This is a genomic window from Parahoeflea halophila (assembly GCF_900220985.1).
In the GTDB taxonomy this organism is placed as follows: domain Bacteria; phylum Pseudomonadota; class Alphaproteobacteria; order Rhizobiales; family Rhizobiaceae; genus Hoeflea; species Hoeflea halophila.
In genome coordinates, this window is sequence record NZ_OCPC01000001.1 from 882,407 (window position 1) to 909,193 (window position 26,787).

Sequence of the window (26,787 nt, forward strand, 5' to 3'; positions counted from 1 at the left end):
TAGGTCATTCACAATCCGGCGGATAATCGCTTATAATTTATCTGCAAAATTGAGGTGTCTCGAAAAGGAAAACTGCCATGTCCGATCAGAAAAACCCGCAGGATACGCCAGCAAAGCCTCACGACATGCCAGCGAAGCCTCGCGACATGATTGTCTCCTCCCGGCATCTGGCAACCGAGGAGGGCTGGCCCTCCTCCGAATTCGAATATGGCCTGATCCTCGCCTATAACGGCTTCGCCCGCTGGATGGGGCGCTGCACCGTGGCCGCCGGTTACAGCGGCCTGACCACGCTGGAAATCCTGGTGCTGCATCACATCTATCACCGCAGCCGCAAGAAGCGGTTGTCCGATATCTGCTTTCAGCTCAACATCGAAGACACCCACACCGTCAACTACGCGCTGAAGAAGCTTCAGAAGGCAAAGCTGATCGAGGGCGAAAAGGTCGGAAAGGAACTGTTTTACAGCGTCACCGAACAGGGAAGCGCCTTGTGCGACAAGTACCGCGAAGTCCGCGAGCAATGTCTGGTCGAAAGCCTCAAGCACATCGAGAACATGCCCAAGGATCTGCATGAGACCGCAACGGTGCTGCGCACCCTATCAGGCCTCTATGACCAGGCATCGCGCGCCGCCAGTTCGCTCTGACCCCGAGAATCCGGCGCCAGCCTCAATTGCCCATCAGTGACGGCAGATAGGTGGCAATGCCCGGAAACACGGTGATCAGCGCCACCGCCAGCAACAACAGCAGGAAGAACGGCAGTGCCGCCCTGGCAACGCGCAGGATGTCAAACCCGGTCAGCCCCTGGATGACGAACAGGTTGAACCCTACCGGCGGTGTGATCTGCGACATCTCGACGACGATCACCAGGTAGATGCCGAACCAGAGCGGATCGATTCCGGCTTCGAGAATCATCGGCATGATGATCGAGGTGGTCAGCACCACCACCGAAATCCCGTCGAGGAAACAGCCAAGCACGACGAACAGCACCGTCAGCGCCGCCAGCAGCGCATAGGGCGAGAGCTGCATCTCGGCGATCCAGGCCGCCAGATGCCGCGGAATGCCCGTGAATCCCATGGAGACTGACAGGAACGCCGCACCAACGAGAATGAAGGCGATCATGCAGGACGTGACGGTGGCCCCCATCAGGCTGTCGCGCAGCATGGCCCAGGACAGCGACCCGTTGGCCCAGGCCAGCACCACCGACAGCACCACGCCGACGGCTGCCGCGTCGGTGGGCGAGGCAATACCGAGATAGATCGATCCGATCACCCCGGCAATCAGCAGCAAGACCGGCACCAGCCGGCCCGAGGCCCTGATCCTGTCCATGAGCGGCATGTCTTCCTCATCCCCGGGGATGCGCGAGGGAAACAGCAACGCATAGCCAATGACATAGGCCGAGAACATCGCGACAAGCATCAGTCCCGGCAGGATGCCGGCCACGAACAGCCGTGCGATCGATTGCTCGGTGGCGACGCCGTAGACGATGAGAATGATCGACGGCGGGATCAGCAGTCCGAGTGTTGCCGATCCGGCCAGGGTGCCAAGCACCATGTTTGTCGGATAGCCGCGTTCTTTCAGTTCAGGCACCGACATCTTGCCGATGGTCGCAGCCGTCGCCGCAGAGGAACCCGACACCGCGGCAAAGATCGCGCAGCCGAACACATTCACGTGCAGCAGCCGCCCCGGCAGCCGCCTCAGCCACGGTGACAATCCGGTAAACATGTCCTGTGACAGCCGCGAGCGCAGCAGGATCTCGCCCATCAGGATGAACATCGGCAGCGCAGCCAACGCCCAGGAGGTGCTGTGCCCCCACAGCGTGGTCGCAAGGATCGGGCCGATCGGCGCATTGGACAGAAGCAGCATGCCAAGAGCGCCGGTCAGCATCAGCGCGAACGCCACCCAGACGCCGGCACCCAGCAGCACCAGCAGGGTGGCAAAGAGAATGAAGATTGCAACCAGATCCGACATCAGCCCCGCCTCACTCCGTGCTTGTCTGGATGAGCATCGGCCGGCCCGCGCGCACGGTCCGAACCGTCAGATCGATCAGCGCCCCTGTGAGGATGACGAGCCCGGCGCAGACCACCGATTGAGGAATATAAAGCGGGATGGCGATGATGCCCGAGGACATATCGCCAAACTCGAACGATTCATGGGTGAGCAGATACATGTAGTAGCTGGCAAAGCCGGCAGTCGCAGCCCCCAAGGCCAGGCAAGCCACTTCCGAGACCAGGCGCAGGCGCGCGGGCACCGTGTTAAGCAGCATCGTCACCCGTATGTGGCCGCCGCGGGTCAGCGTATAGGCCAGCGCCAGGAAGGACGACGCCGCCAGCATGTAACCGGCGAAATCCGCATAGGACGGAATGGTCAGATTGACATCGAACGGCCCGAACTTGGTGATCAGGTTCAGCAGGACCTGGCCCGTGACCAGCAGGCAGATCGCGGCGATCAGCCCGGCCGACAGCAATCCGCTGCCGATGTAGACACCATCAAGGAGCTTGCGCACATTCGCCTCCGGGGGGTGACACAGGACCGCGCCACCATGTCATTCACACAGGAAACGCCGGCGGGGGCCACCGGCGCATGTCAGTCAATCACTTCGCGAAATCGGCGACGATCGATTTGGCCTGTTCGGAGGCGCTGTCCTGCCACTCCGCCTGCATCTGTTCTCCGATCTTCATCAGCCCTTCCAGCAGCTCGGCGCTCGGCTCGACCACGCTCATGCCGTTCTCTTTCAGAACTGCGGTCTGTACGTCGGTTTCCTTCATGCTCATCTCCCAGCCGCGTGCCTCGGCAGCAGCGGCAGCTTCAAGCACGGCGGAGCGCGTCGCCTCGTCAAGCGCTTCGAACGCGGCCTTGTTGACAACGACGATGTTCTTGGGAACCCAGGCATTGATCGGCGTGTAGTGGGAGACATAGTCCCAGGCCTTGCCGTTGGCGCCGGTCGAGGGCGAAGTGATCATCGCTTCGACCTGGCCGGTCGAGAATGCCTGCGGAATGTCCGGCACCTCCACCTGGGTCGGCGCGGCGCCGGCGAGGCTGGCAAACTTTTCCAGCGCGGCGTTGTAGGAGCGGAACTTCAGCCCCTTGAGGTCGTCGACGGTTGCGATTTCCTTGTTGGTGTAAAGCCCCTGGGGCGGCCACGGCACTGCATAGAGAGGCACCAGCTTCTGCCTGGCCAGCAGTTCGGTGATCACCGGCTTCTGCGCATCCCACAATTTCTTTGCGTCGTCATAGCTGGTGGCGACGAAAGGCTGGGAATCAACGCCATAGGCGGCATCTTCATTGGCCAGCAGCGACAGGAAGAACTCACCGATCTGAACCTGGCCACCGCGGACCGCGTTCTTGATCTCGCCATGCTTGATCAGCGATCCGGCAGAGTGAACCGTGATGTTGAGGCCGCCATCGGTGGCATTCCTGATGTCGTCTGCGAACTGGTTGATGTTGACCGTGTGGAACGTCGCATCCGGATAAGGCGTCGGCATGTCCCAGTCGGCGGTAAGGGCGGATGTGGAAAACGTCGCGGCAAACAGGCCGGCAACGAGGGTCTTGGCGAAAAGGGTTCTCATGCGTGTTCTCCTCTGGGCTCGAACGCAGGGCGTGACCTTATGGCTGGACACTGTCACTGCGGGCCAACGTGGCTAAAAAAGTTACGTTGACAATTTGTCAGCGTTTTGTGAAAAGATCAATACAAATATTCACACCGCACGCCGGGCGCAGGGAGACAGCTATGACAAACTCCGAACTCTGGGACTTCTGGATCGATCGCGGCGGCACCTTTACGGATGTGGTCGGCCGCGCGCCCGATGGCACCCTGCACCAGCGCAAACTGCTGTCGGAAAACCCCGAAGCCTATTCCGACGCCGCCATCCAGGGCATTCGCGATCTGCTCGGCATCGATCAGGAAACTCCGATCCCGGCCTCGCGTGTCGGCCACGTCAAGATGGGCACCACGGTTGCCACCAATGCGCTGCTTGAGCGCAAGGGCGACCGGACGCTTCTCGTCATCACCAGGGGGTTCCGCGACGCACTTCGCATCGCCTACCAGGCCCGGCCCGACATCTTCGCCAAGGAAATCATCCTGCCCGAGCAGCTCTACGAGCGCGTCATCGAGGTGGACGAACGCACCATGGCCGACGGCAAGGCGGTCCGCGGCCCGGGTCTCGAAGCGCTGGAGCCCGAACTCGCCAAAGCCCATGCCGACGGCATTGATTCCGTCGCCGTGGTGCTGATGCATTCTTGGCAGAACGCCATCCACGAAATCATCGTCGAGGACGCCTGCAAGCGCGCCGGCTTTTCGCAGATCTCCGTCAGTCACCAGGTCTCGCCGCTGGCCAAGCTCGTCGGCCGGGGCGACACAACCGTGGTCGACGCCTATCTCTCACCGATCCTCAGGCGCTATGTCGACCGCGTTGCCGGCGTGCTCGGCGCCACGCCCTCGGGCGAGCCCGGCCCCACGCTTCAGTTCATGATGTCGTCGGGCGGCCTCACCGCAGCCGACATGTTCCGCGGCAAGGACGCCATTCTGTCCGGTCCCGCCGGCGGCGTCGTCGGTATGGTCGAGACCGCAGCGCTGGCCGGCTTCGACAAGGTCATCGGCTTCGACATGGGCGGCACGTCGACCGACGTCGCCCATTATGACGGTGACTACGAGCGCGCCTTCGACACCGAAGTCGCCGGCGTCCGCATCCGGGCCCCGATGATGCGCATCCACACCGTCGCCGCCGGCGGCGGTTCGATCCTGCATGCCGGTGAAGGCCGGTTCCGCGCCGGCCCGGATTCCGCAGGCGCCAATCCCGGCCCGACCTGCTACCGACGTGGCGGGCCGCTGACGGTGACCGACGCCAACGTCATGCTCGGCAAGCTGCAGCCCGATTTCTTCCCGGCCATCTTCGGTCCCGACCAGAACCAGCCGCTTGATACGGACGCGGTGCGCCAGGCATTCGAGGCGCTGGCTGCGGATGAGCCCGGCAAGACGGCCGAGGAAATCGCAGAAGGATTTGTTACCATTGCGGTCGAGAACATGGCCAATGCCATCAAGAAGATCTCGGTTCAGCGCGGTTACGACGTCACCCGTTACCTGCTCAACTGCTTCGGCGGCGCCGGCGGCCAGCATGCCTGCCTGGTGGCCGACGCCCTAGGCATGGAATCGATCCTGATCCACCCCTTCTCCGGCCTTCTCTCAGCCTACGGCATCGGCTTGGCAAGCGTTTTTGCCAGCCGCCAGCAGGCGCTGATCAAGCCGCTGTCGGAAGACAGCCGCGTCGATGTCAAACTGCTCATCGACGTTCTGTGCAAGGGGGTCTTCGAGGAACTGGCCACCCAGGGCGTGCCCGATGACGCCATCAGCTGGCGTCCGATGTTGCAGCTGCGCTATGACGGCACCGACACCACCATCCCGGTGGCGTTTTCGGATTTCGATTTCGACGCGGCACGCAACGAGTTCGAAGCTGCACACAAGGCCCAGTTCGGCTTTGTCTATGACAACAAGACCATCATCATCGAGGCCATCTCGGTGGAAGGCATCGACGACCGTCAGGACAATCGCACCGAGCCGGAGCACCTGATGACGACGATGGACCCGGACGGCGGCGAAACCCGCCGGATCTATTCGAACGGCGAATGGCGCGACGCCATGGTGATCCGCCGTGATAGCCTGCGTCCCGGCCACCGCATTGCCGGCCCTGCCCTGATCATCGAGCCCAACCAGACCATCGTCATCGAGCCCGGTTGGGAAGCGAAGATCAACAAGTTCGACCATGTTGTGCTGACCCGCTACGAAAAACTCGAACGCGCGCTCGCCATCGGCGCCGATCAGGCCGACCCGATCATGCTCGAGGTTTTCAACAACCTGTTCATGTCGATCGCCGAACAGATGGGCGTGACGCTGCAGAACACCGCCTATTCGGTCAACATCAAGGAGCGGCTCGATTTCTCCTGCGCCGTGTTTGACCGCAACGGCGCCCTTGTCGCCAATGCCCCGCACATGCCGGTGCATCTCGGCTCGATGGACCGCTCGGTCGAAACCGTCATCCGCCTCAATCAGGGCGACATTCATCCCGGTGATGTCTTTGCGCTCAACGCGCCCTACAATGGCGGCACCCACCTGCCCGACATCACAGTCGTCACTCCGGTCTTCTCCGATGACGGCAGCGAGATCCTGTTCTGGGCGGCCTCGCGCGGCCACCATGCCGATGTCGGCGGCACCGCACCCGGCTCCATGACCCCGCTCGCCACCACCGTGGATGAGGAAGGCGTGCTGATCGACAATTTCCGCATCGTGGAGCGCGGCCGGTTCCGTGAGAAGGAACTTGTCGAGCTTCTCACCAACCACCCCTACCCGGTCCGCAACGTCACCCAGAACGTCGCCGACCTGAAGGCCCAGATCGCCGCCAACGAAAAGGGCGTTGCCGATCTTCGCAAGATGGTGTCCGATTTCGGGCTCGACGTGGTCGAAGCCTACATGGGACACGTCCAGGACAATGCTGCAGAAAGTGTCGCCCGGGTAATCGAGACCCTTTCCGATTGCGAATACGATTACCCGACCGACACCGGCCAGGTGATCAGGGTGAAGATCTCGGTCGATCGCGACAAGCGTGAGGCGACCGTCGATTTCACCGGCACCTCGGACGCGATGGAAAACAACTTCAACGCGCCCGAACCGGTAGCCCGCGCAGCCGTGCTCTACTGCTTCCGGGTTATGGTGGAAAAGCCGATCCCGATGAATGCCGGTTGCCTCAGGCCGATCCGCATCATCATCCCCGAGGGCTCGATGCTCAAACCGGCCTACCCGCGCGCCGTCGTAGCCGGCAATGTCGAGACCTCGCAGCACGTCACCAATGCGCTCTTCGGCGCACTCGGCGCGCTGGCCAACAGCCAGGGCACAATGAACAACCTGACCTTCGGCAACGACAAGTACCAGTACTACGAAACCATCTGCTCGGGCTCGCCCGCCGGCTACGAGAATTCGGGCCGTGGCTTCGAGGGCACATCCGGCGTGCATGTCCACATGACCAATTCGCGGCTCACCGACCCGGAAATCCTCGAAATGCGGTTTCCTGTCGAACTCGAGGATTTCCACATCCGCGAGGGCTCCGGCGGCACCGGGCGATTCAGCGCCGGCAACGGCACCAGGCGCACCATCCGTTTTCTCGAGCGCATGGATCTCGCCATCCTGTCGTCGCACCGCAACCGCCCGCCGCTTGGCATCGATGGTGGTGGGGAAGGCCAGGTCGGCAAAACCGAGATCCGCCGCCGCGATGGAAGCATCGAGACGCTGAAAGCGTGCGACCAGACCGTGCTTGAGGCCGGCGAGGCGGTGATCCTGACGACGCCGACAGCCGGTGGCGCGGGCAAGGCCTGAGTCTCATCAGCGCCGCGCATCCAGTTGGATGCGCAAAGGCGACTGTAAGCATTGCAATGGTGGCCTGTCAGAGCCCGCCCCTGAGATCGGCAGCCATTACCGGGGCGGATCGGACCGGCAACCGCCCGGGCCGTACCGTGGTCAGGCGGTTCTGAGCAACGCCAGTGCCGACCGGGCAATTGGTGCCGGATCGTCGGCCGCCATGGGAAAGCGGGCTGCCTGAAGCGTGCAGAACCGCGGCCCGGCAAACTTGCCCTGCACGTGCTCCGCTCCAGCGTCGCACGCGCATTTGAGATCTTCAAGGCTGTCGACACCGCTCAACGTCACAGGCGTTTCGACAGTAGAGGCAAGTTGCAGGAGCAGTGTCAGCATCTGCACAAGCCGCCCTTCGCCGGCGATCTTTCTGATCCCGGCGAGATCGAGATGGACGCGGTCGACCGGGAATGCACGTGTCATCGACAGTCCCGCAATGCTCGCCGCAAGCTCGCTCACGGAAATCTTTACACCCTTCTCCCGCAGCCGCTCGAGATTGCCGAGCACGATGGCGCCGTCGGTGCTGGTCGCATTGGACTGGACGACCAGTACCAGGCGGTCCGGATCGAAGTCAGCAGCCTCGATCGCCGCGATCACCGAAGCCGCAAAGCCCGGGTCGCGGAGCTGCAGCGCATAGACCGGCAGGATGATGTCCGCCTTTTCCGGCCAGCCGCTGGCATCCGCGAGCGCCCGTTCAAGCATCCATTTGCCTAGCGGCAGGATCAGCCCGCTACTCTCTGCCGTCGCCATGAATTGGGACTGAACGAGGTCTCCCTCCTCGGGGTGGGTCCAGCGCAGCTCCACGGTAAATCCGCTGATCGACAGCGTGCCGGCCCTCAATACCGGCCGGAAGTCGACATGGAATTCTCCCTTGTCCACTCCGGCGCGCATCTCTGCTTCTCTCCGGAGCCGCTTCTGCTGCTCGCTGTCCATGTCGCGGGTGAAGAAGCTGTGGCTTGACCCTGGCCTTTCCTTGGCATGGTAAAGCGCAAGATCTGCGCGTTTGAGCAATTCCGAGAGCGTCGCCACACTGGCGTCCGAGACCGCAATGCCGATACTGCCGTCGGTGTCGATCACCCCGAGCGGACTTTCCACCGGACGAAACACGAAAGCTGCCAGACCTTCGCAGAAGTTTGAGATCGTTTCGGTACCCGGCGCCCTTTCCCACAGCAGCACGAACTCGTCGCCGCCCAGCCGGTAAACCCGCTGACCCGGCTTGCAGTAACTCAGCAACCGGTCCGCGAGTGTCTTGAGCACCAAGTCGCCTGCGACGTGCCCCATTGTGTCATTGATGGATTTGAAGCGATCCAGATCGAACAGCAGCAGCGCGGCCGGCGCAGCGTTACCGGTCTTGTTGCGGATGATCCGCTGCACGTCCTCGTTCAGCGCGTGACGATTGCGCAAACCGGTCAGACTGTCGTGGTAGGCTGCCTGGCGCAACTGTTCGGTTGCGGCCCGTTCGCTTCGGATCTGACGCGCCAGACGGTCATGGCGATAGCCAAGACCGGCAACCAGAATGGTGACCCCAAGCGAGGCGGCAATCGCGGCCAGCCCGAAGGGACTGGCAAGAAATTCATACCCCCCATGCGCCAGGCCGGCACCAAAAATCATCTCATACGCACTGGCAGCCAGCAGGGTGACCAGAGCAATTGCCAAACCAGCGATTGCATATCGCTTGCATGCGTTTGGCACATACGATTTCAGCATCATGCTAAAAACTCCTGTTCCGGGAGCCACAATGCACCGTGATGGCTTAACAAAAAGTCACCTGCAAAATCTGAGGGTAAATATTTGGTTTAACGCGTTACTCAATTTTTAAGAATTTGCCACTAAACACGGATTATAATCCCGTTTTGGTGCAGCAAGAAGCTGACACAGGCGGGAGGCGAGCCGGCGCGAACCCGGCACAAGATCCTGTTTTCACTCGAAGATTCGCCAGAAGTCCAATCCATGTCTAGCCGCCAGACCGCTCCGACAAAATATTTTTCATTGCGCAAGCTGGCACCCCAGGCAGACCCCACTTCGTCGCGACCTCCCGCGCGCAGGCCGGGGAACCTTCCCGCAGTCCTGGTCTCCCTCGCAATCGGCCTGACCGGTTGCAGTTCCGGCAGCCTTGAGGACGGTCTCCAGCCGATCGGCGCTGCCAAGAGCGCCGCTTCAACCATAAAACCCGACGTCAAGAAGCTGCCACCCCCTGGCGATGGCCGCTACGGCGACAGAAAGCCTGTCGATTTCGGCAAGAACCATCCCGACCGCTATCCCGTCCACGGGATTGACGTGTCCAAATGGCAGGGTGACATCGACTGGAACCAGGTCCGCAAGGCCGGCGTCGCCTTCATCAAGGCGACCGAGGGCGGTGATCACAATGACAGCCGTTTTTCCGAGTACTGGCGCAGCGCCCGCGCGGTCGGCATTCCCCACGCGCCCTATCACTTCTACTATTTCTGCCGCCCGGCGCGTGAACAGGCAGCCTGGTTCATCGCCAATGTGCCGCGCGAATCCGTCCAGATGCCTCCGGTGCTTGACGTCGAGTGGAACCACGCGTCCAAGACCTGTACCACCCGCCCCGACCCGGAAACCGTGCGCGCCGAAATGAAAATCTGGATGGACATCGTCGGACGTCACTTCGGCAAACGGCCGATCATCTACACCCCGGTCGACTTCCACCGTGAAAACCTCGACGGCCATTTTCAGGGCTACCAGTTCTGGCTGCGCTCCGTCGCCGCCCACCCGCAGGACATCTATCCCAACCACCCCTGGACGTTCTGGCAATACACAGGCACCGGCATGATGCCCGGCATCAAGGGCGATACCGACATCAACGCCTTCGCCGGCAGCAAGAGCCAATGGCAGGAATGGCTGCAGAAATACGCGCGCTAGAAAGCGCCTTGTTTCACCATACTGCACCGCCCTAAGCTTTGAGCACGTGATGCCACACAGAGGAGGGTTCATTGCACGGTCTTGAAATCCGCGACAGCCGGGACAGCGATCTGCCTGCTATCGAGAGCCTCTATCCGCGCGCCTTTCCGGACGAGGATCTTCTGCCGCTGGTCCGGACGTTGCTTGCAGGAGAACCCGGCATCCTCTCGCTGGTGGCAATCGGCGGTGGTCCACTGGCAGGCCACATCCTTTTCACTCCCGGCGCGATCACTGGCAGCGAGTCCCGTGCCGCCCTGCTGGCGCCGCTCGCCGTCGCGCCCGAATGGCAGAGGCAGGGTGTCGGTACCGCCCTGATCCGGGAAGGGCTGAGCCGGCTGAAACAGGACGGCGTGGCACAGGTCTATGTGCTCGGTGATCCTGCCTATTACGGGCGGAGCGGCTTCAGTCAGGAAACCGGCGTCACCCCGCCCTATCCCCTGCTCGAGGAGTACCGCGATGCCTGGCAATCACTCAGCTCGGGCTCCGTTCCGCCGCCAGGTCAGGGAAAGCTGATGCTCCCGGACGCCTGGATGCAGCCGGCGCTGTGGGGGCCGTGATCACAGCCGCCTCCCAACTCCGAATTCAGGCTCGAAGCCGCATTAACACCATTGCCTGTGGTCGTGAGCGGCTGAATATGCTCGGATCACACCATATCATTGCCATAAATCTGGGGTGCCTTCTCCACCCCTTCAGGAGTTGACGCCATCATGAAACGCACCTTTCGATTTGCCCTTTTGATTTCAACCATCTTCGCCACCCCTGCCCTTGCCCAGGCGCCCGCCTGCGGCGGCAATTTCGCCCAGTTTCTCCAAGGCGTGCAAGCCGAGGCGATGGCCAAGGGCATCAGCGGCGAGGTCGCAACCCGTGCGCTGCGCAATGCCTCGATCGACAACAAGGTGCTCTCGCGTGACCGCGCCCAGGGCGTGTTCCGCCAGACTTTTCTCGAATTTTCCAGACGCTCGGTCAGCTCCAACCGCATGCAGGTCGGCGCAAAAAAGATGAAGCAATACGCCAACACCTTCGCCCGCGCCGAGGCCGAGTATGGCGTGCCTGCCGCCGTCATCACCGCCTTCTGGGGGCTGGAAACCGATTTCGGCGCCGTCCAGGGCGATTTCAACACCATGAATGCCTTGGCGACACTGGCGCATGACTGCCGCCGGCCCGAGCTGTTCCGGCCGCAGCTGATCGCCGCCATCGAGATGGTCGGCCACGGCGATCTCGACCCGAACGCAACCACCGGCGCTTGGGCCGGCGAGATCGGCCAGGTGCAGATGCTGCCCCGCGACATCATCGAATTCGGCGTCGATGGAGACGGTGACGGCCATGTCAATCTGAAGACTTCGTCCGAAGACGCGATCATGACCGCCGCGCGTTTCATCAAGTCGCTGGGCTGGCGCGCCGGGGAACCCTGGTTTGCCGAAGTCAAAGTGCCATCGGGCAATTTTCCCTATGAAAAATCAGGCCTCAATAGCGACATGACACTGAACGACTGGACCGCGCTCGGCGTCACTTTCCCCAACGGCGTGCCCACCTCGCAGAACCTGCCCGCCGACCTGCTCTTCCCGCAGGGGCGCAACGGACCTGCCTTTCTGGCCTTTCCGAATTTCTCGATCTATCTCGAATGGAACCAGAGCTTCATCTACACGACTTCGGCCGCCTATTTCGCCACAAGGCTGGCCGGCGCCAAGCCCTATGATGCCGGCAATCCCGGAAACGGCCTTGACGACGGCGCCATGAAACAGCTGCAGCAAAAGCTTCAGGCCCGTGGTCATGATGTCGGCAAGATCGACGGCATTCTCGGCGGCGGCACCCGCGCAGCCGTCCGCGCCGAACAGCTCCGTCTCGGCCTGCCCGCCGATGGCTGGCCGGATCAGTCCCTGCTCAACCAGCTCTAGGACTTTTTGGGTTCCGCACTGTCCGCTACGGGCGCGTCTCCCTCAGGCTCGTTTGCGGTGGCTTGATCCGGGTCCGCGTGCAGTGGTCCTGCCGCAGCCTCGTTGATCGCAGGCGGCGGCGGTCCCGGACGGTTCTCCTCGGGACCCGCACCTTCCTCCGAACCTTCTGGACCGGCGGCTTCTGCCGCAACCGGCCCGGCCTCGCTTCCGGACCGCGGGGCCGGTTTGCCACCCGCGCGGCGGGCCCTTCGCTGGTACAGCGCAAAGCGCACTGCCCGGTAGCGCGCCCTCGTCGCCCAGACCACGTTTTCCACACCGTCCAGCTCGTCCTCATAGGCCTGCGCTAGTGCCTGCTTGTAAGACACCAGTCCTTCGGTGGCGATGTCCTCGACACGCTCCATCAGGTTGAACCAGATCGGCGACACCAAGAGCGAGATCGCCGTCACCGCGATCGCCAGCCGGTAGATGTCCGAGCCGAACGCCCCGGAAGCAAATCCGGCCGCCGCGAGCACAAAGGAAAACTCGCCGATCTGCGCCATCGACAACCCGGCCAAGAGCGCCGTCTTCGGGTCTGAGCCAGTGATCCTGAGCAGGAAGATGTTGAGTGCCGTCTTCAGCCCCACCACCAGCAGCGCCGCTGCCAGCACCAGCGCGATGTTCTCGAAAATGAAGTCGAAATCAATCAGCAGGCCGATGGAGAGGAAGAACACCACCAGCAGGATACTCTGGATCGGTTCGATCACCGGAATGACCCGGCTGCGCAGCGTCGAGTTGCCAACGATGATGCCGGCAAGAAAAGCGCCGTAGACCGGCGACAGACCGGCAAGACCCGACAGGGCGGCGGCTGAAAAGCACAGCGCCAGCGAGCCGATCGCCAGCAGGTCGACATTGTCCTCGATCGCTTCGGCAAAGGGCAGCTTGAGTTTCGGATTGCGGCCGAACCACCACAGCAGACCGGCCAGCAACGCCACCGCGACCACCACCTTGAACGTCACCTCGCCGAGATCAAAGCCATCGCCACCAAGGCTCGAGACCAGGATGAGCATCGGTACCACGGCAATGTCCTGCGCGATCAGAACACCGACCGCCACCCGGCCCGACGCACCGCGCAGCTCCCCCATCTCGTCCAGCATCTTCATCGCCACCACGGTGCTCGACAGCGCGATGATGAAGCCCAGAATGAGAGTTTCCGACGGGCTGGCCTCAAGCAGGAAAGCCAGCAGAGCCGCCAGCACCATTGACGCGAACAATTGCCCTCCGGCAACGATCACGGCCTGCTTGAGACTGAGCACGAACGCCTTGATCGACAATTCCATGCCGATGAAGAACAGCAGCACGATCACGCCAAGCTCGGCCAGCAGCGACACGTTCTCCGATGTCGAAATCACGCCCAGCCCGGTGGGGCCGAGCGCCAGGCCGGCGAGGATGAACCCCACCAGCGGCGGCTGCCTGAGCCGCATGAAACCCAGCCCCATCAACGCCGCGATGGCAACGGCAACGGCGATCGCCAGCATCGCATCGCCATGATGCCCGCCGTGACCGGCCTGCTCGACCACCTGGGCGACGGCCTGTTCCACCGCGCCGCCAACCGCTCCGACCGCATCCGAGATTTCGTCTTCCATCAAAAGCTCCCTCAAGCCCTTAACCTAGTGTGCTTTGTTGCAGAAGGGAAACGAACTCAAGGCGCAACCAGTCAGGAAACTGCCCCTTTGGTTTGGGTTGAGACAGGATCGCAGACGCCTAAAGACGTTCATCTTTCGCCAACCATATCGGTTCAACGCCGCGTAACTGTCTGGTGGTAGGCTCCTTCACAGCTCAAACCATGAAGAGGCACGTAATCGGATGCCGACATCACCGCGCGCCACCGCCGCCCCCAGCCCCCTTCTCGCGCTCGTCAGACGCCCGATCACCCTGACCATCTGCAGCTTCTGGATGATGTTCTGGCTGCTTAACGGTCTCGACAAGTTTCTTGCACGCACCCATCTCGGCCTGTTTCACTGGTGGGGCAACGACCGGATCGAGAAATTCGGCATGTATTTCGACCGCCTAGCCTTCCCGGAGCCGATGGTCTGGCCAACACTGGTCTTTGCCGGAATCGTGGAACTGGCGCTGGCCGCGCTGTTCTTCCGGGCGCTAACCCAGCTGGTCCGGCAACTTCCGGGGTCGATCAGGCTTGCCGATCTCGGCGTTGCACTGTCGATCCTGTGCTTCATGGGCTTTGCCGTCTTCGATGTGATTGTCGGCGATCGCGCGGAGCTGCTTGAACACTCGACCTATGTCGGAGTGCTGCTGATCTCCTATCTGGCGATGGCTGCGGAAGTGTTCTTCAACCATCTGCAGACCCAGACCGCGCGTACCATCAACGGAAGCTAACACCAGATTGTGACGATGAAATCGAATCCATTGGGCTTGCTCAGCGTCCGCTTGCCCAAACTAAGCATCACGAACAACACCGCATAGGCCAGCACACGGGCGCCGCCTGCCGGCCATCTCTGTCCCCAATTACCGCCTCTGTTCCTTCTGCCGTTGCCCGATCGTGGTTTACGGAAAATCAACGGGTTTGGGATCAAGTACGAATGCAAATATAATTATGTTTGAATGACTCAAGCATCCAGAAAACCTGTCATCAGCGCTTCCGGATCAGATTTCGCCTGTCACGGATGCTGTTGATTCGGGATGGCCCCGGGTCAGGATTTCGGATCTCCCCTTTTCACGCTTGCGGCCCGTGACGTCACGCCGGTCCGTAGGGTGCCGAAGCAACAAGGACCATCCCATGATCAAGATGAACATCAGCAGCAAGTTCAACACGCTGCTTTTCGGTGGAGCACTGATTTCAGCTATTGCAGTGGCTGGTACGGTCTACTCGCTGAGCGAGCGCTTTGTCTCCCAGGCCATGCAGGACAAGCTGGCCAGTGTCGAGACCGAGTTCCAGTCCGAGCTTTCCGCCTCGCAGCGCGCGGCAACCATGCTGGCCAAGCTGGTGGCCGAACAGCAAAGCGTCCGGCAATCCTTTGCAGCGCTCGATCGCGACACCTTGGCTACCGAGTTCAAGAACTCTTTTGAGATGCTCAAGAGTGAATATGACGTCCGCCAGTTCCAGTTCCACCTTCCCCCGGCCACCTCGTTCCTGCGGGTACACAAGCCGGAAAAATTCGGCGACGATCTCTCCGGCTTCCGCAACACGGTGCTGCAGGTCAATTCGACCAAGGCCAGCCTGTCCGGGCTTGAAGCCGGGGTCGCCGGCATCGGCATCCGTGGCCTGGCCCCGATTTCGCACGATGGCAAGCACATCGGTTCGGTCGAGTTCGGCTTGAGCCTGCATTCAGGCTTCGTCGAGAAATTTACCCGCAACACCGGCAACCCGGCCGCGATCTACGCCATCAGCAGCGAAGGCCTGAAAGAGATAGGCACCACATTGCCCCCCGGCCTGGATCCGATGAAATCTCTCGGCCTTGCAGACCTCAACGGCAAGCGGGTTGCTTTCGAGACGATGCCGGGCACCGAGGGCGTCTACGCCAATACCGTGTTTCCAATTGCCGATGTCTCAGGCAACACCATCGGCGTCGCCGTCGTCGCCGTTGACCGCTCCGATTACAATGCCATAGCCATTGCCGGACAATGGGCGGCAGCAGCCGTTTTCCTGTTGATGATCCTTATCGCCGGCGCAATCTCGCTGATCAGCAGGCCGATGATCTATCGCCCGCTGGCCAGCATGACTGACTATATGGGACTGCTGGCAAAGGGTGACCTGAAGACCGAAGTTCCCTTCACCAAGCGCTCCGACGAGCTCGGCTCCATGGCCAAGGCCGTGGAAGTGTTCCGCAGCTCCGCGCAGCGCAACATCGATCTCGAGAACGAAGCCGAGGAAACCCGCTTTGCCTCCGAGGAAGAGCGCGCGGCCAACGAAGCCGAGAAAGCCCGCCAGGCGCAGCAGCTGCAGGAAGCCGTCTCCGCCCTGGCCGAAGGTCTGGGCAAGCTGGCAGAGGGCAATCTAGCTTTCCGCATCACCAAGCCCTTCCCCGTGACGCTCGAAGCTGTGCGCCGCGATTTCAACACCTCCATCGAAAGCCTCGAAACCGCCTTCGCGACCATTTCTACCAGCTCTGGCAACATCGGACAGGGCACGGCGGAGATCCGCAGTTCGACCGACAATCTGTCGCGCCGGACCGAGCAGCAGGCAGCCTCGCTGGAGCAGACCGCCGCAGCCCTCGAAGAAATCACTTCGACGGTCCAGGCAGCGCACAGGCGCGCCACGGAAATCGGCCGCATGGTCGGCGAGGCTTCGAGCGTCGCCAGCGAATCCGAGACCATTGTCAGCGACACCGTAACCGCGATGAGCGAGATCGAGACCTCGTCCAGGCAGGTGGCCCAGATTATCGGCGTGATCAACGAGATCGCTTTCCAGACCAATTTGCTGGCGCTCAATGCCGGTGTCGAGGCCGCGCGCGCCGGTGAAGCCGGTCGCGGGTTCGCTGTGGTCGCCCAGGAAGTGCGGGAGCTGGCCCAGCGTTCGGCCACCGCCGCCAAGGAGATCAACACGCTGCTGGAAAAATCCGAAGCCCATGTCCAGTCCGGCGTCACTCTGGTGACCCGCACGGGCGAAGCCCTGCAGAAGATTGGCGGTCATGTCCAGTCGATCAACTCAAATGTCAGCGCCATGGTCACTTCCTCGCAAGAACAGTCCTCGGGCATCCAGGAGATCAACACGGCCGTCAACCAGATGGATCAGGTCACCCAGCAGAACGCCGCCATGGTCGAGGAAACCACGGCCGCCGTGCACACGGTCTTCGGCGAGACCGAATCCCTCAACCAGGCCATCTCCCGCTTCCAGATCAGCGGCCAGGCCGGCTCGCAACCAGCCCACGCCCCGAGAGCCCGCGCCGCCTGAGTGCAGTGCATTGAAACTGACAGGGCCACGCTCGCCAGCTGGTAAGCGTGGCTTCTTGCTGTTCGTCCGTTTGAGCTATTCCAGCAAGAATGGGAACCGGTTTTGTGTCCGGAACTGCGTCAAACAAAGAGATGGAGCATGGGAGGCGGCCCGTGCTCGCCGGAAATGCTCGAGATCACAGCTTGTCGAACTCGTCCTTGTCGACCGGTATCAGCATCACGGCCGTCGCCACCACCGCAAATCCGAAGGTGGAACCGAAGGACACCAGCAGGATCAAGACCGCCGCAATTCGGCTTGAGGATCCGAGCATAAGATCACCGAAACCATTGATGTTGAAGTAGACCACCGCCCCTGCCACAAGCCAGCCGATCAGCACGCCAACGGCAGAGTTGAGGAGCACGAAACGGATCAGCTTGGGCATGATACGGCTTCCTGGCGGTGAACAGGGCGGCAGTTGGACATGACTATACCGCAGCCTTCCGCCCTGTCCCGCGCGACAGATGCGCGCGGTGTAACAGGCGGCACCGATCCCCGTCAGGCGGCCTCGAACACGTTCAATGACCCGTCGGTCTCAAGCACCACGGATGTATCAGCCGTAAGGTCCGTCTTGCCGTTCTCATGCAGCGCCGCCATGATTTCCTCGACGGGCACCCGTTCCCGCCACATCGCCGCCTCCTGGTAGACCCCGCGATGAACCAGCAATCTGGGTTCGCTCTTGATCAGGTTTTCAACCGGCTTGAAGCGCACCGACAGCCAGGTGATGCCAAATTGCAGCGAAATCAGCAGCGCCAGCGCCACGATCCCTTCAACCAGCGGCACCGACCTGGTGATGATGATCGAGGACAGCATCGAGCCCAGGCAGATGGTGATGATGAAATCAAACGCGTTGAACTTGCTCAGCGTCCGCTTGCCCGATGTCCGCAGCATCACGATCAGCGCTGCGTAGGCCAGTATGCCGGTAACCAGGACGCGGCCAATTCCGGCCCAGTCATCGAAAAACAGCGGATTTTCCATTCTTGGCGTCCTTCCTGAAGTGCTCGGCAGCAGCGCCGACAACTTCAAGACCGGCCAGGCTTGGACCGCCCGGCGCCGCGATGCCGGCACCGGTCAACCCGCGAGCGGCGGAATTGGTTCCGCTCAGTCCGCCATCGTCTCAAGGCTGGCAAAACCATCCGGCGCGCCTTCATTGCCGAAGGGCGTGGTGATTTCGACAAAATCATCGGGATAAAACCCGTTGAAGCGGGTTCGAAGCGACAGCGAATAGGCCCCGATATGGCCGATCTCGATCCAGTCGCCGGTATCCACCGTCTCCGGCAGCCAAAACGGTCGCGACAGGATATCGACGGAATCGCAGGTTGCCCCGCAGACCTTGAACGGCACCACATTTTCAGCTTTGCCCTTGCGAATCTTGCGCGCCGGGTCCGGGATGAAGCGCGCCGGCAGCGTGATCTTGCCGGTCCAGCTGTCCGACAGGGAGGCCCAGATGCCGTCATTGATGTAGAGCCTGCGGCCCTTGCGCAAAAGCACCCGCACGATCAGCGAGAACGCGCGCGCCACCACTACGCGGCCCGGCTCGGCGACCAGCGGCATGTCGTCAAACGCCCATTCGGTGATGTTCGATCTGAGCTCGCCCATCAGTTCTTCAAGCGGCGGCATCTGCTTGGCCTTGCGGTTGGGGTCGTGGCCATAGACAGCGGGAAAGCCGCCGCCAACATCCAGCCCGACCAGATCGACTCCGGCCCGGTTGCGCACCCAGTCGGCTGATTTGAGCGCCAGCTCGTAGGATTCGGCCTCCTCAACCTGGCTGCCGACATGAAAACAGAGCCCCACCTTGAAGCCGATCTTGTCGAGCCGCTGCACCAGCTCCACCGCATGGCCGGGTGCGGCGCCGAATTTCTTCGACAGCTCGTACATCGCATGCCCCTTGGTCTGCAGCCGCACGAAGATGCTGATCGATGCCGGGTCCAGATCGAGCGCCCGCACGATACGAAGAACCTTGGCGATCTCGTCCTCATGATCAAGCGACATCACCCGGATACCGTATTTCTCCAGCGCCAGCCGGATATCGGACTGCGCCTTGACCGGATGCATGTAGAGCATCTCCGCATCGGGTGACGCCGCCCGCACCGCCTCGAATTCGCCCGGCGAGGCGACGTCGAAGATCTTCACCCCCGCATCCACCAGTGTTTTCAGCACCATCGGCTCACCATTGGTCTTCACCGCATAGGCCGTATCGCCGGGGAACAGCTTCATGAACTGGCGCGCGTCCTGCTTGAGCACCTCGGGGCGGAAGCAATAGAGCGGCTGATCCGGCCTCAACTCGAGGGCGGCATCGGTTCCGGTGGCGAATCGTTGCATATGGCGTCTCCAGATTGGTTCGCGACACTATCAACAGGCCGGGCGACCGGCAAATGACACTGTATCGACGCACGGGCTGATTTCGGGTGGTGCGGACCGTGTCCGTGTGGCAAGCAGCCGCGCGTACAACAAGGAAAATCCAATGCCGCAGTCTGCCAATCGTTCCATGGATCTCGCCACCTGGGGTCTGCTTGTCCTGCTCGGCTTCATCTGGGGTGGCTCGTTCTTTTTCGGGCGCATTGCCGTACAGCATGTGCCGCCGATGTCACTGGTGCTGTTCCGTGTGGCGCTGGCTGCGATCGCGCTGCATCTGGCCTTTGGCCGCATGCCCGGCTTCTACCAGACCCTGACGAGCCACTGGCGCGCGCTTCTCATCATGGGCCTGATCAACAATGCCATTCCCTTCACGCTGATTTTCCTCGGCCAGACCGAGATCGGCTCCGGCCTCGCTTCGATCCTTAACGCCACCACGCCCTTGTGGGCCGTGCTGGTGGCGCAGGTCTTCACCACCGACGAGAAGATCACGGCGGCCAAGCTGATCGGCTGCGCGCTGGGGCTTGCGGGCATGGTCCTGCTCATCGGCCCGGCAGCGCTCGGCATCGCCGACAGCCCGCTCTGGGCCAAGCTCGCCGTTGTCGGCGCAGCGATTTCCTACGGTTTCGCCGCCTCCTTCGGCAAACGCTTCAAGGGGGTGTCGCCACCCATCACCGCTACCGGTCAGCTGACCGCCTCGAGCCTCATCATGTTGCCGCTCGCCTCGATTGTCGATCAGCCCTGGGCCCTGCCAGTACCGCCGCTCGACGTCATCGCGGCCATCCTCGCGCTGGCGCTGCTCTCGACCGCCTTTGCCTATATAGTCTTCTTCCGCATTCTGAGCACAGCCGGCGCCACCTCCGCCTCGCTGGTCACGCTGCTCGTGCCCCCCGCCGCAATTCTGCTCGGGATTCTGTTTCTCGGCGAAACCCTGTCTCTCACCGAAGCGCTCGGACTTGGCCTCATTGCGCTTGGCCTCTTGTCACTGGACAACCGTCTCGGCATAAGACGCAAGGGACCGGTCTGATTGCCGTCCCGCTGCAGGGGGGCAGAATGGACACCAATCGGATGATGAGCCTTGCGAGCCTGATCAAGGCGCGCGATTCGGGCAAGGCCAAGCCCGAACTGATGGTCGCCCTGTGCCGCGATGCCATTGCCCGGAACGATGACCGCATCAGGGCCTTCACCCATTTGGCCCCTCCCTCTGCGGTTCCTGGCGACGGTCCGCTCGCCGGGGTGGCCATCGGCGTCAAGGATATTTTCGACAGCTTCGACCAGCCGACCACGTTCGGCTCGATCGCCTATGAGGGGTTTCAGCCTCTGGTTGACGCCGCAATCGTCGAGCTCGCCCGCAGACGTGGCGCCAGCATCATCGGCAAGACAGCGACCACCGAGTTCGCCTTCTTCAGTCCGGCGCCAACCGTCAATCCGCGCAATCCCGCCCATACTCCCGGCGGCTCCTCTTCCGGCTCGGCTGCCGCAGTCGCCGCGGGCATGATTCCCGCCGCCATCGGCACCCAGACCGGCGGCTCCGTGGTGCGCCCGGCAGCCTTTTGCGGCGTCACCGGCTACAAGCCGAGTTTTCGCCTCCTGCCGACCACCGGAATGAAGCATTTCTCGCCATCGCTCGACACCGTCGGCCTGTTTGCCGCCGGGGTCGAGGATGTGGCCCTGCTGGCAGCGCTGCTGACCGGACGCGACCTCGCTGTACCCGGCGAATTCCCTGGTTTTGATCCTGCAAACATCCGTGTCGGGCTATACCGGTGTGCCCAGCTGGAAACCGCGGACCCCGCGATGCGCTCGGCGCTGGAAAGGGCCGCGGACCTGGCCGCGGATGCGGGTTTCGATGTCGGCGAGATCGGGGAGCCTGAAGCCCTTGCACGGGCTCGCGACGCCCACAAGACCATTCAGGACCATGAGGCAGGGCTGGCCTGCGGGCCGGACCTTGCCCGCTATCGCGAGCAGATGAGCCAGGTCCTGGTGCGCACGATCGAGGCCGGCCAGGCGATTGCCCCGTCGGATTACGACGCGGCCCGCCGACGGGCCAAGCACGGGCGCAATGCCACCAGCGCCCTGTTCAGGGAAGTCGACATTCTGCTCACGCCTTCCGCACCAGGAGCCGCGCCGCTGGGGCTGGAGACCACCGGCGATCCCCGCTTCAACAAGCTCTGGACGCTGATGGGGACACCGGCGATCAACATTCCCGGTTTCAGGGATGAGGCGGGCATGCCGCTGGGCATTCAGGCTGTCGCCCGGTTTGGCCAGGACAAGACCTTGCTCGCCGTCGCGGCGATGCTGGAGCGGGCATTCCGGGCCTGATTCCCTCATCGCGCCACCAGCCAGGCCCGGTTGTGGCAAAAAACTCAGAATCTTAGCTCCCGCTCCGGGCTCCGCCCGTCGCCGAGGAGCCGCGAACTGGCAATTCGTTTGCGGCGGAAATACGGCAACAGCAGTTGCGTGCAGGAGAGGATTTTACACTATTGAGCTGTATTTAGCAATTTCTTAACAATTTATGAATTCTCTAATAATCTTTTAATTACAGCGCACTGACAGCTTTGCCAGGATGAATTTGCTTCGTTCTAGCTGCACTGCAGCAACGATTTTGCTTTCCACGAAGCCGAAGCCATGACTATCATTTAACCATCAACGCGATGGAGGACCACCATGGGATTTACGCAGTCGCTCAATGCCCTTGTGATCTGTGCAGCGTTCATTTTTGTTGGAGCAATGCTCTTCATCTAGACCTGAAGCGCATTGAATAGAGTTACAGACGGGAGCGTTTCGGCGCTCCCGTTTCGTGTGTGGCAGACCTGCGCACTGACCGTGCAGGGCTTCGCCCGGCCCTGAACCGGGTCAGGCCGCGGCCCCGACCGAACCGCTCTCCCCGCTGCCGGCCTCGTCACCGCGCAAGCCGAGCATGTGGCAGATGGCGTAGACGAGTTGCGCCCGGTTCATCGTGTAGAAGTGGAAATCGTCAATCCCGCGCTCGACCAGGTCATTGACCTGTTCGGCGGCCATTGCTGCGGCCACCAGAGCGCGCGTATCGGGGTCCTTTTCCAGCCCGTCGAAGCGCCGCGCCAGCCAGTCCGGCACCGAAGCCCCGCAGAGCTTCGAGAACCGCGCTACCTGGCCGAAATTGTGGATCGGCAGAATGCCCGGCACGATCGGGATGTAGATGCCCGCGCGCCGCACCCGCTCGACATAGCGTTCGTAAATGTCATTGTCGAAAAAGAACTGGGTAATGGCGCGGGTCGCTCCGGCATCGACCTTGCGCTTGAGCATGTCGATGTCGGTGGCGAAATCCGGGCTTTCGGGATGTCGCTCGGGATAGGCTGAAACGGAGATCTCGAAATCCGCGATCGCGCGCAGGCCCGCCACCAGCTCGGCGCCATTGGCATAGCCGTTCGGATGCGGCTTGTAGGCTGCCCCCACGCCTTCCGGCGGGTCGCCCCTCAGCGCCACGAAATGATTGACGCCGACAGCCTGGAATTCGCGTGCCACCGCATCCACGCTCGCCTTGTCGGAACCAACACAGGTCAAATGTGCTGCCGGTGCCAGGTCGGTTTCCTTGCTGATCCGGGTGATGGTGTTCAGCGTCGGTTGTTTGGTCGAGCCTCCGGCGCCATAGGTCACCGAGACGAAATCCGGCTGGAACGGCGCAAGCCGGCTGATGCTCTCCCACAGCTGGCTCTCCATGTCGCCGTTCTTCGGCGGGAAGAACTCGAACGACACCTTGATCCGTTCGGAAAGAGCTTCTGCGCTGGAGCGGAAGGAGCTGGTCATGTCAGGTGGTTCCTGTGCTTGAAGAAGGGGTGTCACTGGCAATGAGAAGGCGCGGGTCGCGGGCAAGCCACAGGGTCACCGTCAGCGCGCGCGCGGCGCCTGTATCGGGCGGAAGGTCGACGATCTTCTCCACCGTCAGCCCGCACTGCTCCATCCAGTCGGCCACCTGCCGCTGGCTGAAGCCAAGCCGGGCATGGGCATGTTCGGTTCGAAGCTCTTCGTAGTCGTGCGTGGCGAAATCGACGATCACCACCCGGCCGCCCGGTCTGAGCATGCGTGCGGCTTCGGTGATCGCGGGCAGCGGATCATGCAGGAAGTGGAGCACCTGGTGGATCGTCACCACATCGAAACTTTCGCGCTCGAGCGACAGATTCAAGATGTCACCCTGCCGCACCGAGGCATGAGTGATGCCGGCTTCGTCGAGCTGCGTCCGGGCGATCGACAACATCGAGCGACTTGAATCGATGCCGATCGCGCGGCGGTAACGGTCCGCCAGCAGTTCCAGCATGCGGCCGGTACCGGTACCGAGATCCAGAAGCCCGTCAAATGGCGTGCGCCCGATCAGATCGAGGATTTCTGCCTCGACCTTATCATCCGAGACATGAAGGCTGCGCAGGTCGTTCCAACTTTCCGCATTGGCGGAAAAATAGGCCTCGGCCCGGCTGGCCCGGGCCTGCTTGACTGTCGCGAGCCGTTCCGCATCACGCGCCAGGGAGGGATCCGAAGTCGAAGTGGCAGTCAGCGTCTGTTGCATCAGCTTTGCCCGCGCGCCGTCACGCGTCAGGCGAAAATAGGCCCAGGCGCCTTCCTGGTAGCGCTCGACCAGCCCCGCTTCGCCCAGGAGCTTGAGATGCCGCGAGATCCGGGGCTGCGACTGGCTGAGCACTTCGGTCATCTCGCTGACCGTCAGGTCGCCATGGCTCAGCAGCGCAATCAGCCTGAGACGCGTCGGCTCGCCGGCGGCCTTGAGAACCTCGACGCTTTCCTCGAGGGTGAGGGGGGACAAAGACAGCATGCGCAGACCTCAAAATGACATAAAGATATGTTTATGTCATTTCCGAAGCCGTGGCAAGCGCTATGTCGCTCTCGAGAAACCGTAAGTCGCCCGGACATCGGTCCATGGCGTCGCACGCGCTTGCCGATGTCACCCACCGGAATCGGCGTGCCGGAACTTACCCTGCCGGATAGATCCACTGCTCCCAGACATGCGCCGTGACCTTTTCGCCCTGGAGGATCACGCCGGGCTTCTCTACCCAGGCGACGAGGCCACGCCGCCGCTTCGCCGCCTTGACGAAACCGAGCGCCAGGCTGGTTTCGTCCTTGTCCGGGTAATTCTGGGCGATACGGGCGCCCGCAATGCGGCACGGACCATTGTCGCCATCGATCCGGAGCGTCACGCCGCCCTCGAAAAACAGCTGCGTGCGCGGCGGCAACATCGACAGCAGCGGGATCCCCTCGATCACCAGATTTGCCCCGATCCAGCCCGGCTCGATCCGCTCGATGCCCATGCCGGCAGCAGCAATGGCGAGCTCGTCCGTGGCGACAATCGACACCTGCCGCTCGTTGCGCATCTCGGTGCCGCGCGGGTACCAGGGCTCGCGGCTGCCGGACTTGCGCGTCGATCCTGCGTGGAAATCGCCTTTGATGCCCTCGTAGCCCATCTCCAGCGAAGCAACCGCTTCGGTGAGAAAATCGCCTCCCAGTGCCGCCAGCAGCATCGAGACTTCGCCCTTGATGCGCCGCGCGGGCCGGATCTCAGGCAGGTCAGGGGCTTGGGCGGGAAACATCGGCAGGGTCATGGGGCGCTCCGGCAAGGACGGGATTCGTGCACAGCCATACCCAACACACCCTTGATGAGCCAATCAAAAAATATGAACCGCTACCCGACCCGTCGTGACCTCGCCACTGCCGTCGGGCCACCCCTGGCCGCTAGAGGCAGTTCATCCTGCCATGAGTCCGTGCTATGCTTATCCCTCGGGGAGCTGCACCGGGATCAGGGAGATCAACCATGATGCGTGCCCAGACCATGGCCAGACCATTTTGCCTGGCCCTCGCCTTCACTCTGTCCCATCCGGTCATGTCGAGTGCCGCAGACCTCTCCTGCAACGGCCTGCTGGAAAGCGGGCAGACCATGATCTGCTCCGGCTTTGAGCCTAACTGGGCGCTGGAACTGATGTGCGATGGCGGCATGAGCGCCAGTTTCATTGATGCCTTTTCCGGCGACGGCATCCAGACCACGCCGGGCAGCATCAGCTTTGCGACGGAAGATCCGTGGCAGCTCGAAACCAGCCACCCGGTCACCGGCACCATTGCCTATACACCCGGCGGCTGCACCGACGAAAGCGGCGCCGTGCGCGATTTCACCTTCACCCCCACCGGCGCACCGGGCCTGTCCGCGCCCTTCTACCCGTTTTGCTGCCGTATCGAATGACCGATATCAGCCGTCCCAGCCAAGGGATCGGGCATGTTGGAGAACGGTTTCACGGCGGTTCGGGTTGCCCGGATGGGTTGAGAAGAAACCTTCCTCCTGCTCGCTTGCGCCGGGAGCCATTTCCTCGACCAAACGGTCGAGCAGGTCGATGAAGGCCAACGGGTTGCGCCCCTCGCCGGCTGCAAGCATCAGTTCGACGCTTCGCAGGTCTGCCTCGATCTCGAACGCCCGGCTGTAGGAGAGCTGCTGCAAGGCCGCCGCCTGCGATAGCAGCGTATCGACCATCTGACCCGAATCGCCTGCGATGACGCCGACCATGATCGCGAGGCCCGCGGCGCGGTAGATGGTCTGCAGCGTATGACGTGCCTCTACATGAGCAATCTCGTGCGCCAGAACGCCATCGATCTCATCGTCGTCACGCGCCACAGCGATGAGCTCATCGGTCATGATCACGGTGCCCCCGGGCAGCGCGAATGCATTGGCACCGATCAACGGGCTCGACCGGAACAAGAGCACGAGGTCCCGCGATCCGGTATCGGCATGCGGCGCCAGGGTCGTAAACCGCTCCGTCAAGTCGCGCTGTTCCGCGGCGGAGAGTTCCGTGGCCGAAAAAAGCGTGCGGTCGACGGTTTCGAGAGTGCCCGCATCCATGATTGCCGAGATCGGCGCCGGGGTCACCCGTGCCGCCACGTTGGCCATCACCGGCATTCCGTACCGGAAGATCACGGCGACAAGCACGGAGGTGGCCACCACGAGAATGGCCACTGTGCGCCAGCTGCTTTCGAGCCGGAACACCCGGGCGAGCATCGGACTCGCACGGCCTGGACCGACCGTGATCTCGGCATCGGCTGGCGCCTCGAACAGCGCCCCGCCCTCAAGTTCGATCCGGCGCGGCACCGAGCCGAGACGTGCTCCGACGCCCCGAATCTCGCGAACCGAGCATTTTGCGACGCCATCACGCTCGAAGCGGATCGTGGCGAAGTCTTTCGAGATGGTCATGGTCGCGGGAAAGGCGCGGGCCGAGCCCGGCTCAAAATACCGACCGCTGACCGGTTCGCCCTCTTCCACCACGCCTTCCGTCATCGCGTCC

At 62.3% G+C, this 26,787-nt stretch carries 22 protein-coding genes; 10 read left to right on the top strand and 12 right to left on the bottom strand.

The features are described from left to right. Window positions 1-77: 77 nt before the first annotated feature. Window positions 78-641, top strand: coding sequence for a winged helix DNA-binding protein (locus CRO46_RS04175; RefSeq protein WP_097105309.1), 564 nt, complete (start codon window positions 78-80; stop codon window positions 639-641). 22 nt (window positions 642-663) lie between these two features. Here the strand turns inward: CRO46_RS04175 and CRO46_RS04180 are convergent, their stop codons facing one another. The 3 genes from CRO46_RS04180 to CRO46_RS04190 form a co-directional block, all read right to left on the bottom strand. Next, complete coding sequence (locus CRO46_RS04180) at window positions 664-1,965, bottom strand: TRAP transporter large permease (protein ID WP_097105311.1); 1,302 nt, start codon at window positions 1,963-1,965, stop codon at window positions 664-666. Window positions 1,966-1,975: 10 nt separating this feature from the next. Beyond that, the gene (locus CRO46_RS04185) at window positions 1,976-2,500 is read right to left on the bottom strand and encodes a TRAP transporter small permease (RefSeq protein ID WP_179758942.1); all 525 of its coding nucleotides are present in this window, start codon (window positions 2,498-2,500) and stop codon (window positions 1,976-1,978) included. Window positions 2,501-2,588: 88 nt separating this feature from the next. Further along, window positions 2,589-3,563 (bottom strand): TRAP transporter substrate-binding protein, encoded by a 975-nt coding sequence (locus CRO46_RS04190; RefSeq protein WP_097105315.1) that lies wholly within the window; start codon window positions 3,561-3,563, stop codon window positions 2,589-2,591. Window positions 3,564-3,724: 161 nt separating this feature from the next. On the opposite strand from CRO46_RS04190, the gene CRO46_RS04195 reads away from it, so the two are divergent. Continuing rightward, window positions 3,725-7,357, top strand: coding sequence for a hydantoinase B/oxoprolinase family protein (locus CRO46_RS04195; protein ID WP_097105317.1), 3,633 nt, complete (start codon window positions 3,725-3,727; stop codon window positions 7,355-7,357). A gap of 141 nt (window positions 7,358-7,498) precedes the next feature. On the opposite strand, the gene CRO46_RS04200 is transcribed toward CRO46_RS04195, so the two are convergent. Beyond that, entirely contained in the window at window positions 7,499-9,100 is a 1,602-nt protein-coding gene (locus tag CRO46_RS04200; protein ID WP_097105319.1) for a putative bifunctional diguanylate cyclase/phosphodiesterase, read from the bottom strand. Between the two features lie 240 nt (window positions 9,101-9,340). Between CRO46_RS04200 and CRO46_RS04205 the strand changes: the two genes are divergently transcribed. The 3 genes from CRO46_RS04205 (at window position 9,341) to CRO46_RS04215 (ending at window position 12,204) form a co-directional block, all read left to right on the top strand. Then, on the top strand, window positions 9,341-10,270 hold the full coding sequence (locus tag CRO46_RS04205; protein ID WP_244577756.1) for a glycoside hydrolase family 25 protein: 930 nt from the start codon (window positions 9,341-9,343) through the stop codon (window positions 10,268-10,270). Between the two features lie 71 nt (window positions 10,271-10,341). Continuing rightward, window positions 10,342-10,866 (top strand): GNAT family N-acetyltransferase, encoded by a 525-nt coding sequence (locus tag CRO46_RS04210; RefSeq protein ID WP_097105321.1) that lies wholly within the window; start codon window positions 10,342-10,344, stop codon window positions 10,864-10,866. A gap of 150 nt (window positions 10,867-11,016) precedes the next feature. Continuing rightward, complete coding sequence (locus tag CRO46_RS04215; protein WP_097105324.1) at window positions 11,017-12,204, top strand: lytic murein transglycosylase; 1,188 nt, start codon at window positions 11,017-11,019, stop codon at window positions 12,202-12,204. On the opposite strand, the gene CRO46_RS04220 is transcribed toward CRO46_RS04215, so the two are convergent. After that, entirely contained in the window at window positions 12,201-13,826 is a 1,626-nt protein-coding gene (locus CRO46_RS04220; protein ID WP_244577757.1) for a cation:proton antiporter, read from the bottom strand. The two genes, CRO46_RS04215 and CRO46_RS04220, sit on opposite strands and share 4 nt — an antisense overlap. Window positions 13,827-14,046: 220 nt before the next feature. Between CRO46_RS04220 and CRO46_RS04225 the strand changes: the two genes are divergently transcribed. Next, on the top strand, window positions 14,047-14,577 hold the full coding sequence (locus CRO46_RS04225; protein WP_097105326.1) for a hypothetical protein: 531 nt from the start codon (window positions 14,047-14,049) through the stop codon (window positions 14,575-14,577). 400 nt (window positions 14,578-14,977) lie between these two features. After that, complete coding sequence (locus tag CRO46_RS04230; protein WP_097105328.1) at window positions 14,978-17,092, top strand: methyl-accepting chemotaxis protein; 2,115 nt, start codon at window positions 14,978-14,980, stop codon at window positions 17,090-17,092. Window positions 17,093-17,267: 175 nt separating this feature from the next. On the opposite strand, the gene CRO46_RS04235 is transcribed toward CRO46_RS04230, so the two are convergent. From CRO46_RS04235 to CRO46_RS04245, 3 genes are all read right to left on the bottom strand, one after another. After that, window positions 17,268-17,513: a hypothetical protein gene (locus CRO46_RS04235; RefSeq protein ID WP_097105330.1), complete on the bottom strand. Its 246-nt coding sequence runs from the start codon at window positions 17,511-17,513 to the stop codon at window positions 17,268-17,270. Window positions 17,514-17,626: 113 nt separating this feature from the next. Further along, window positions 17,627-18,106: a DUF421 domain-containing protein gene (locus tag CRO46_RS04240; RefSeq protein ID WP_097105332.1), complete on the bottom strand. Its 480-nt coding sequence runs from the start codon at window positions 18,104-18,106 to the stop codon at window positions 17,627-17,629. 123 nt (window positions 18,107-18,229) lie between these two features. After that, on the bottom strand, window positions 18,230-19,450 hold the full coding sequence (locus tag CRO46_RS04245) for an alanine racemase (protein ID WP_097105335.1): 1,221 nt from the start codon (window positions 19,448-19,450) through the stop codon (window positions 18,230-18,232). 142 nt (window positions 19,451-19,592) lie between these two features. Between CRO46_RS04245 and CRO46_RS04250 the strand changes: the two genes are divergently transcribed. Continuing rightward, the gene (locus CRO46_RS04250; RefSeq protein WP_244577758.1) at window positions 19,593-20,510 is read left to right on the top strand and encodes a DMT family transporter; all 918 of its coding nucleotides are present in this window, start codon (window positions 19,593-19,595) and stop codon (window positions 20,508-20,510) included. 26 nt (window positions 20,511-20,536) lie between these two features. Then, window positions 20,537-21,802, top strand: a complete 1,266-nt coding sequence (locus tag CRO46_RS04255; RefSeq protein WP_097105337.1) for an amidase — start codon at window positions 20,537-20,539, stop codon at window positions 21,800-21,802. A gap of 534 nt (window positions 21,803-22,336) precedes the next feature. Here the strand turns inward: CRO46_RS04255 and metF are convergent. The 3 genes from metF to CRO46_RS04270 all read right to left on the bottom strand — a co-directional run bounded on the left by metF (window position 22,337) and on the right by CRO46_RS04270 (window position 25,065). Beyond that, entirely contained in the window at window positions 22,337-23,266 is a 930-nt protein-coding gene (gene metF, locus CRO46_RS04260; protein WP_097105341.1) for a methylenetetrahydrofolate reductase [NAD(P)H], read from the bottom strand. Window position 23,267: 1 nt separating this feature from the next. Next, window positions 23,268-24,281 (bottom strand): ArsR/SmtB family transcription factor, encoded by a 1,014-nt coding sequence (locus CRO46_RS04265; protein ID WP_097105344.1) that lies wholly within the window; start codon window positions 24,279-24,281, stop codon window positions 23,268-23,270. A 157-nt stretch (window positions 24,282-24,438) separates the two neighbouring features. Next, on the bottom strand, window positions 24,439-25,065 hold the full coding sequence (locus CRO46_RS04270; protein WP_097105346.1) for an MOSC domain-containing protein: 627 nt from the start codon (window positions 25,063-25,065) through the stop codon (window positions 24,439-24,441). A 209-nt stretch (window positions 25,066-25,274) separates the two neighbouring features. Between CRO46_RS04270 and CRO46_RS04275 the strand changes: the two genes are divergently transcribed. Next, window positions 25,275-25,697: a hypothetical protein gene (locus CRO46_RS04275; RefSeq protein ID WP_244577759.1), complete on the top strand. Its 423-nt coding sequence runs from the start codon at window positions 25,275-25,277 to the stop codon at window positions 25,695-25,697. A 6-nt stretch (window positions 25,698-25,703) separates the two neighbouring features. On the opposite strand, the gene CRO46_RS04280 is transcribed toward CRO46_RS04275, so the two are convergent. Continuing rightward, on the bottom strand, window positions 25,704-26,780 hold the full coding sequence (locus CRO46_RS04280) for a M48 family metallopeptidase (RefSeq protein WP_179758943.1): 1,077 nt from the start codon (window positions 26,778-26,780) through the stop codon (window positions 25,704-25,706). Window positions 26,781-26,787 lie beyond the last annotated feature (7 nt).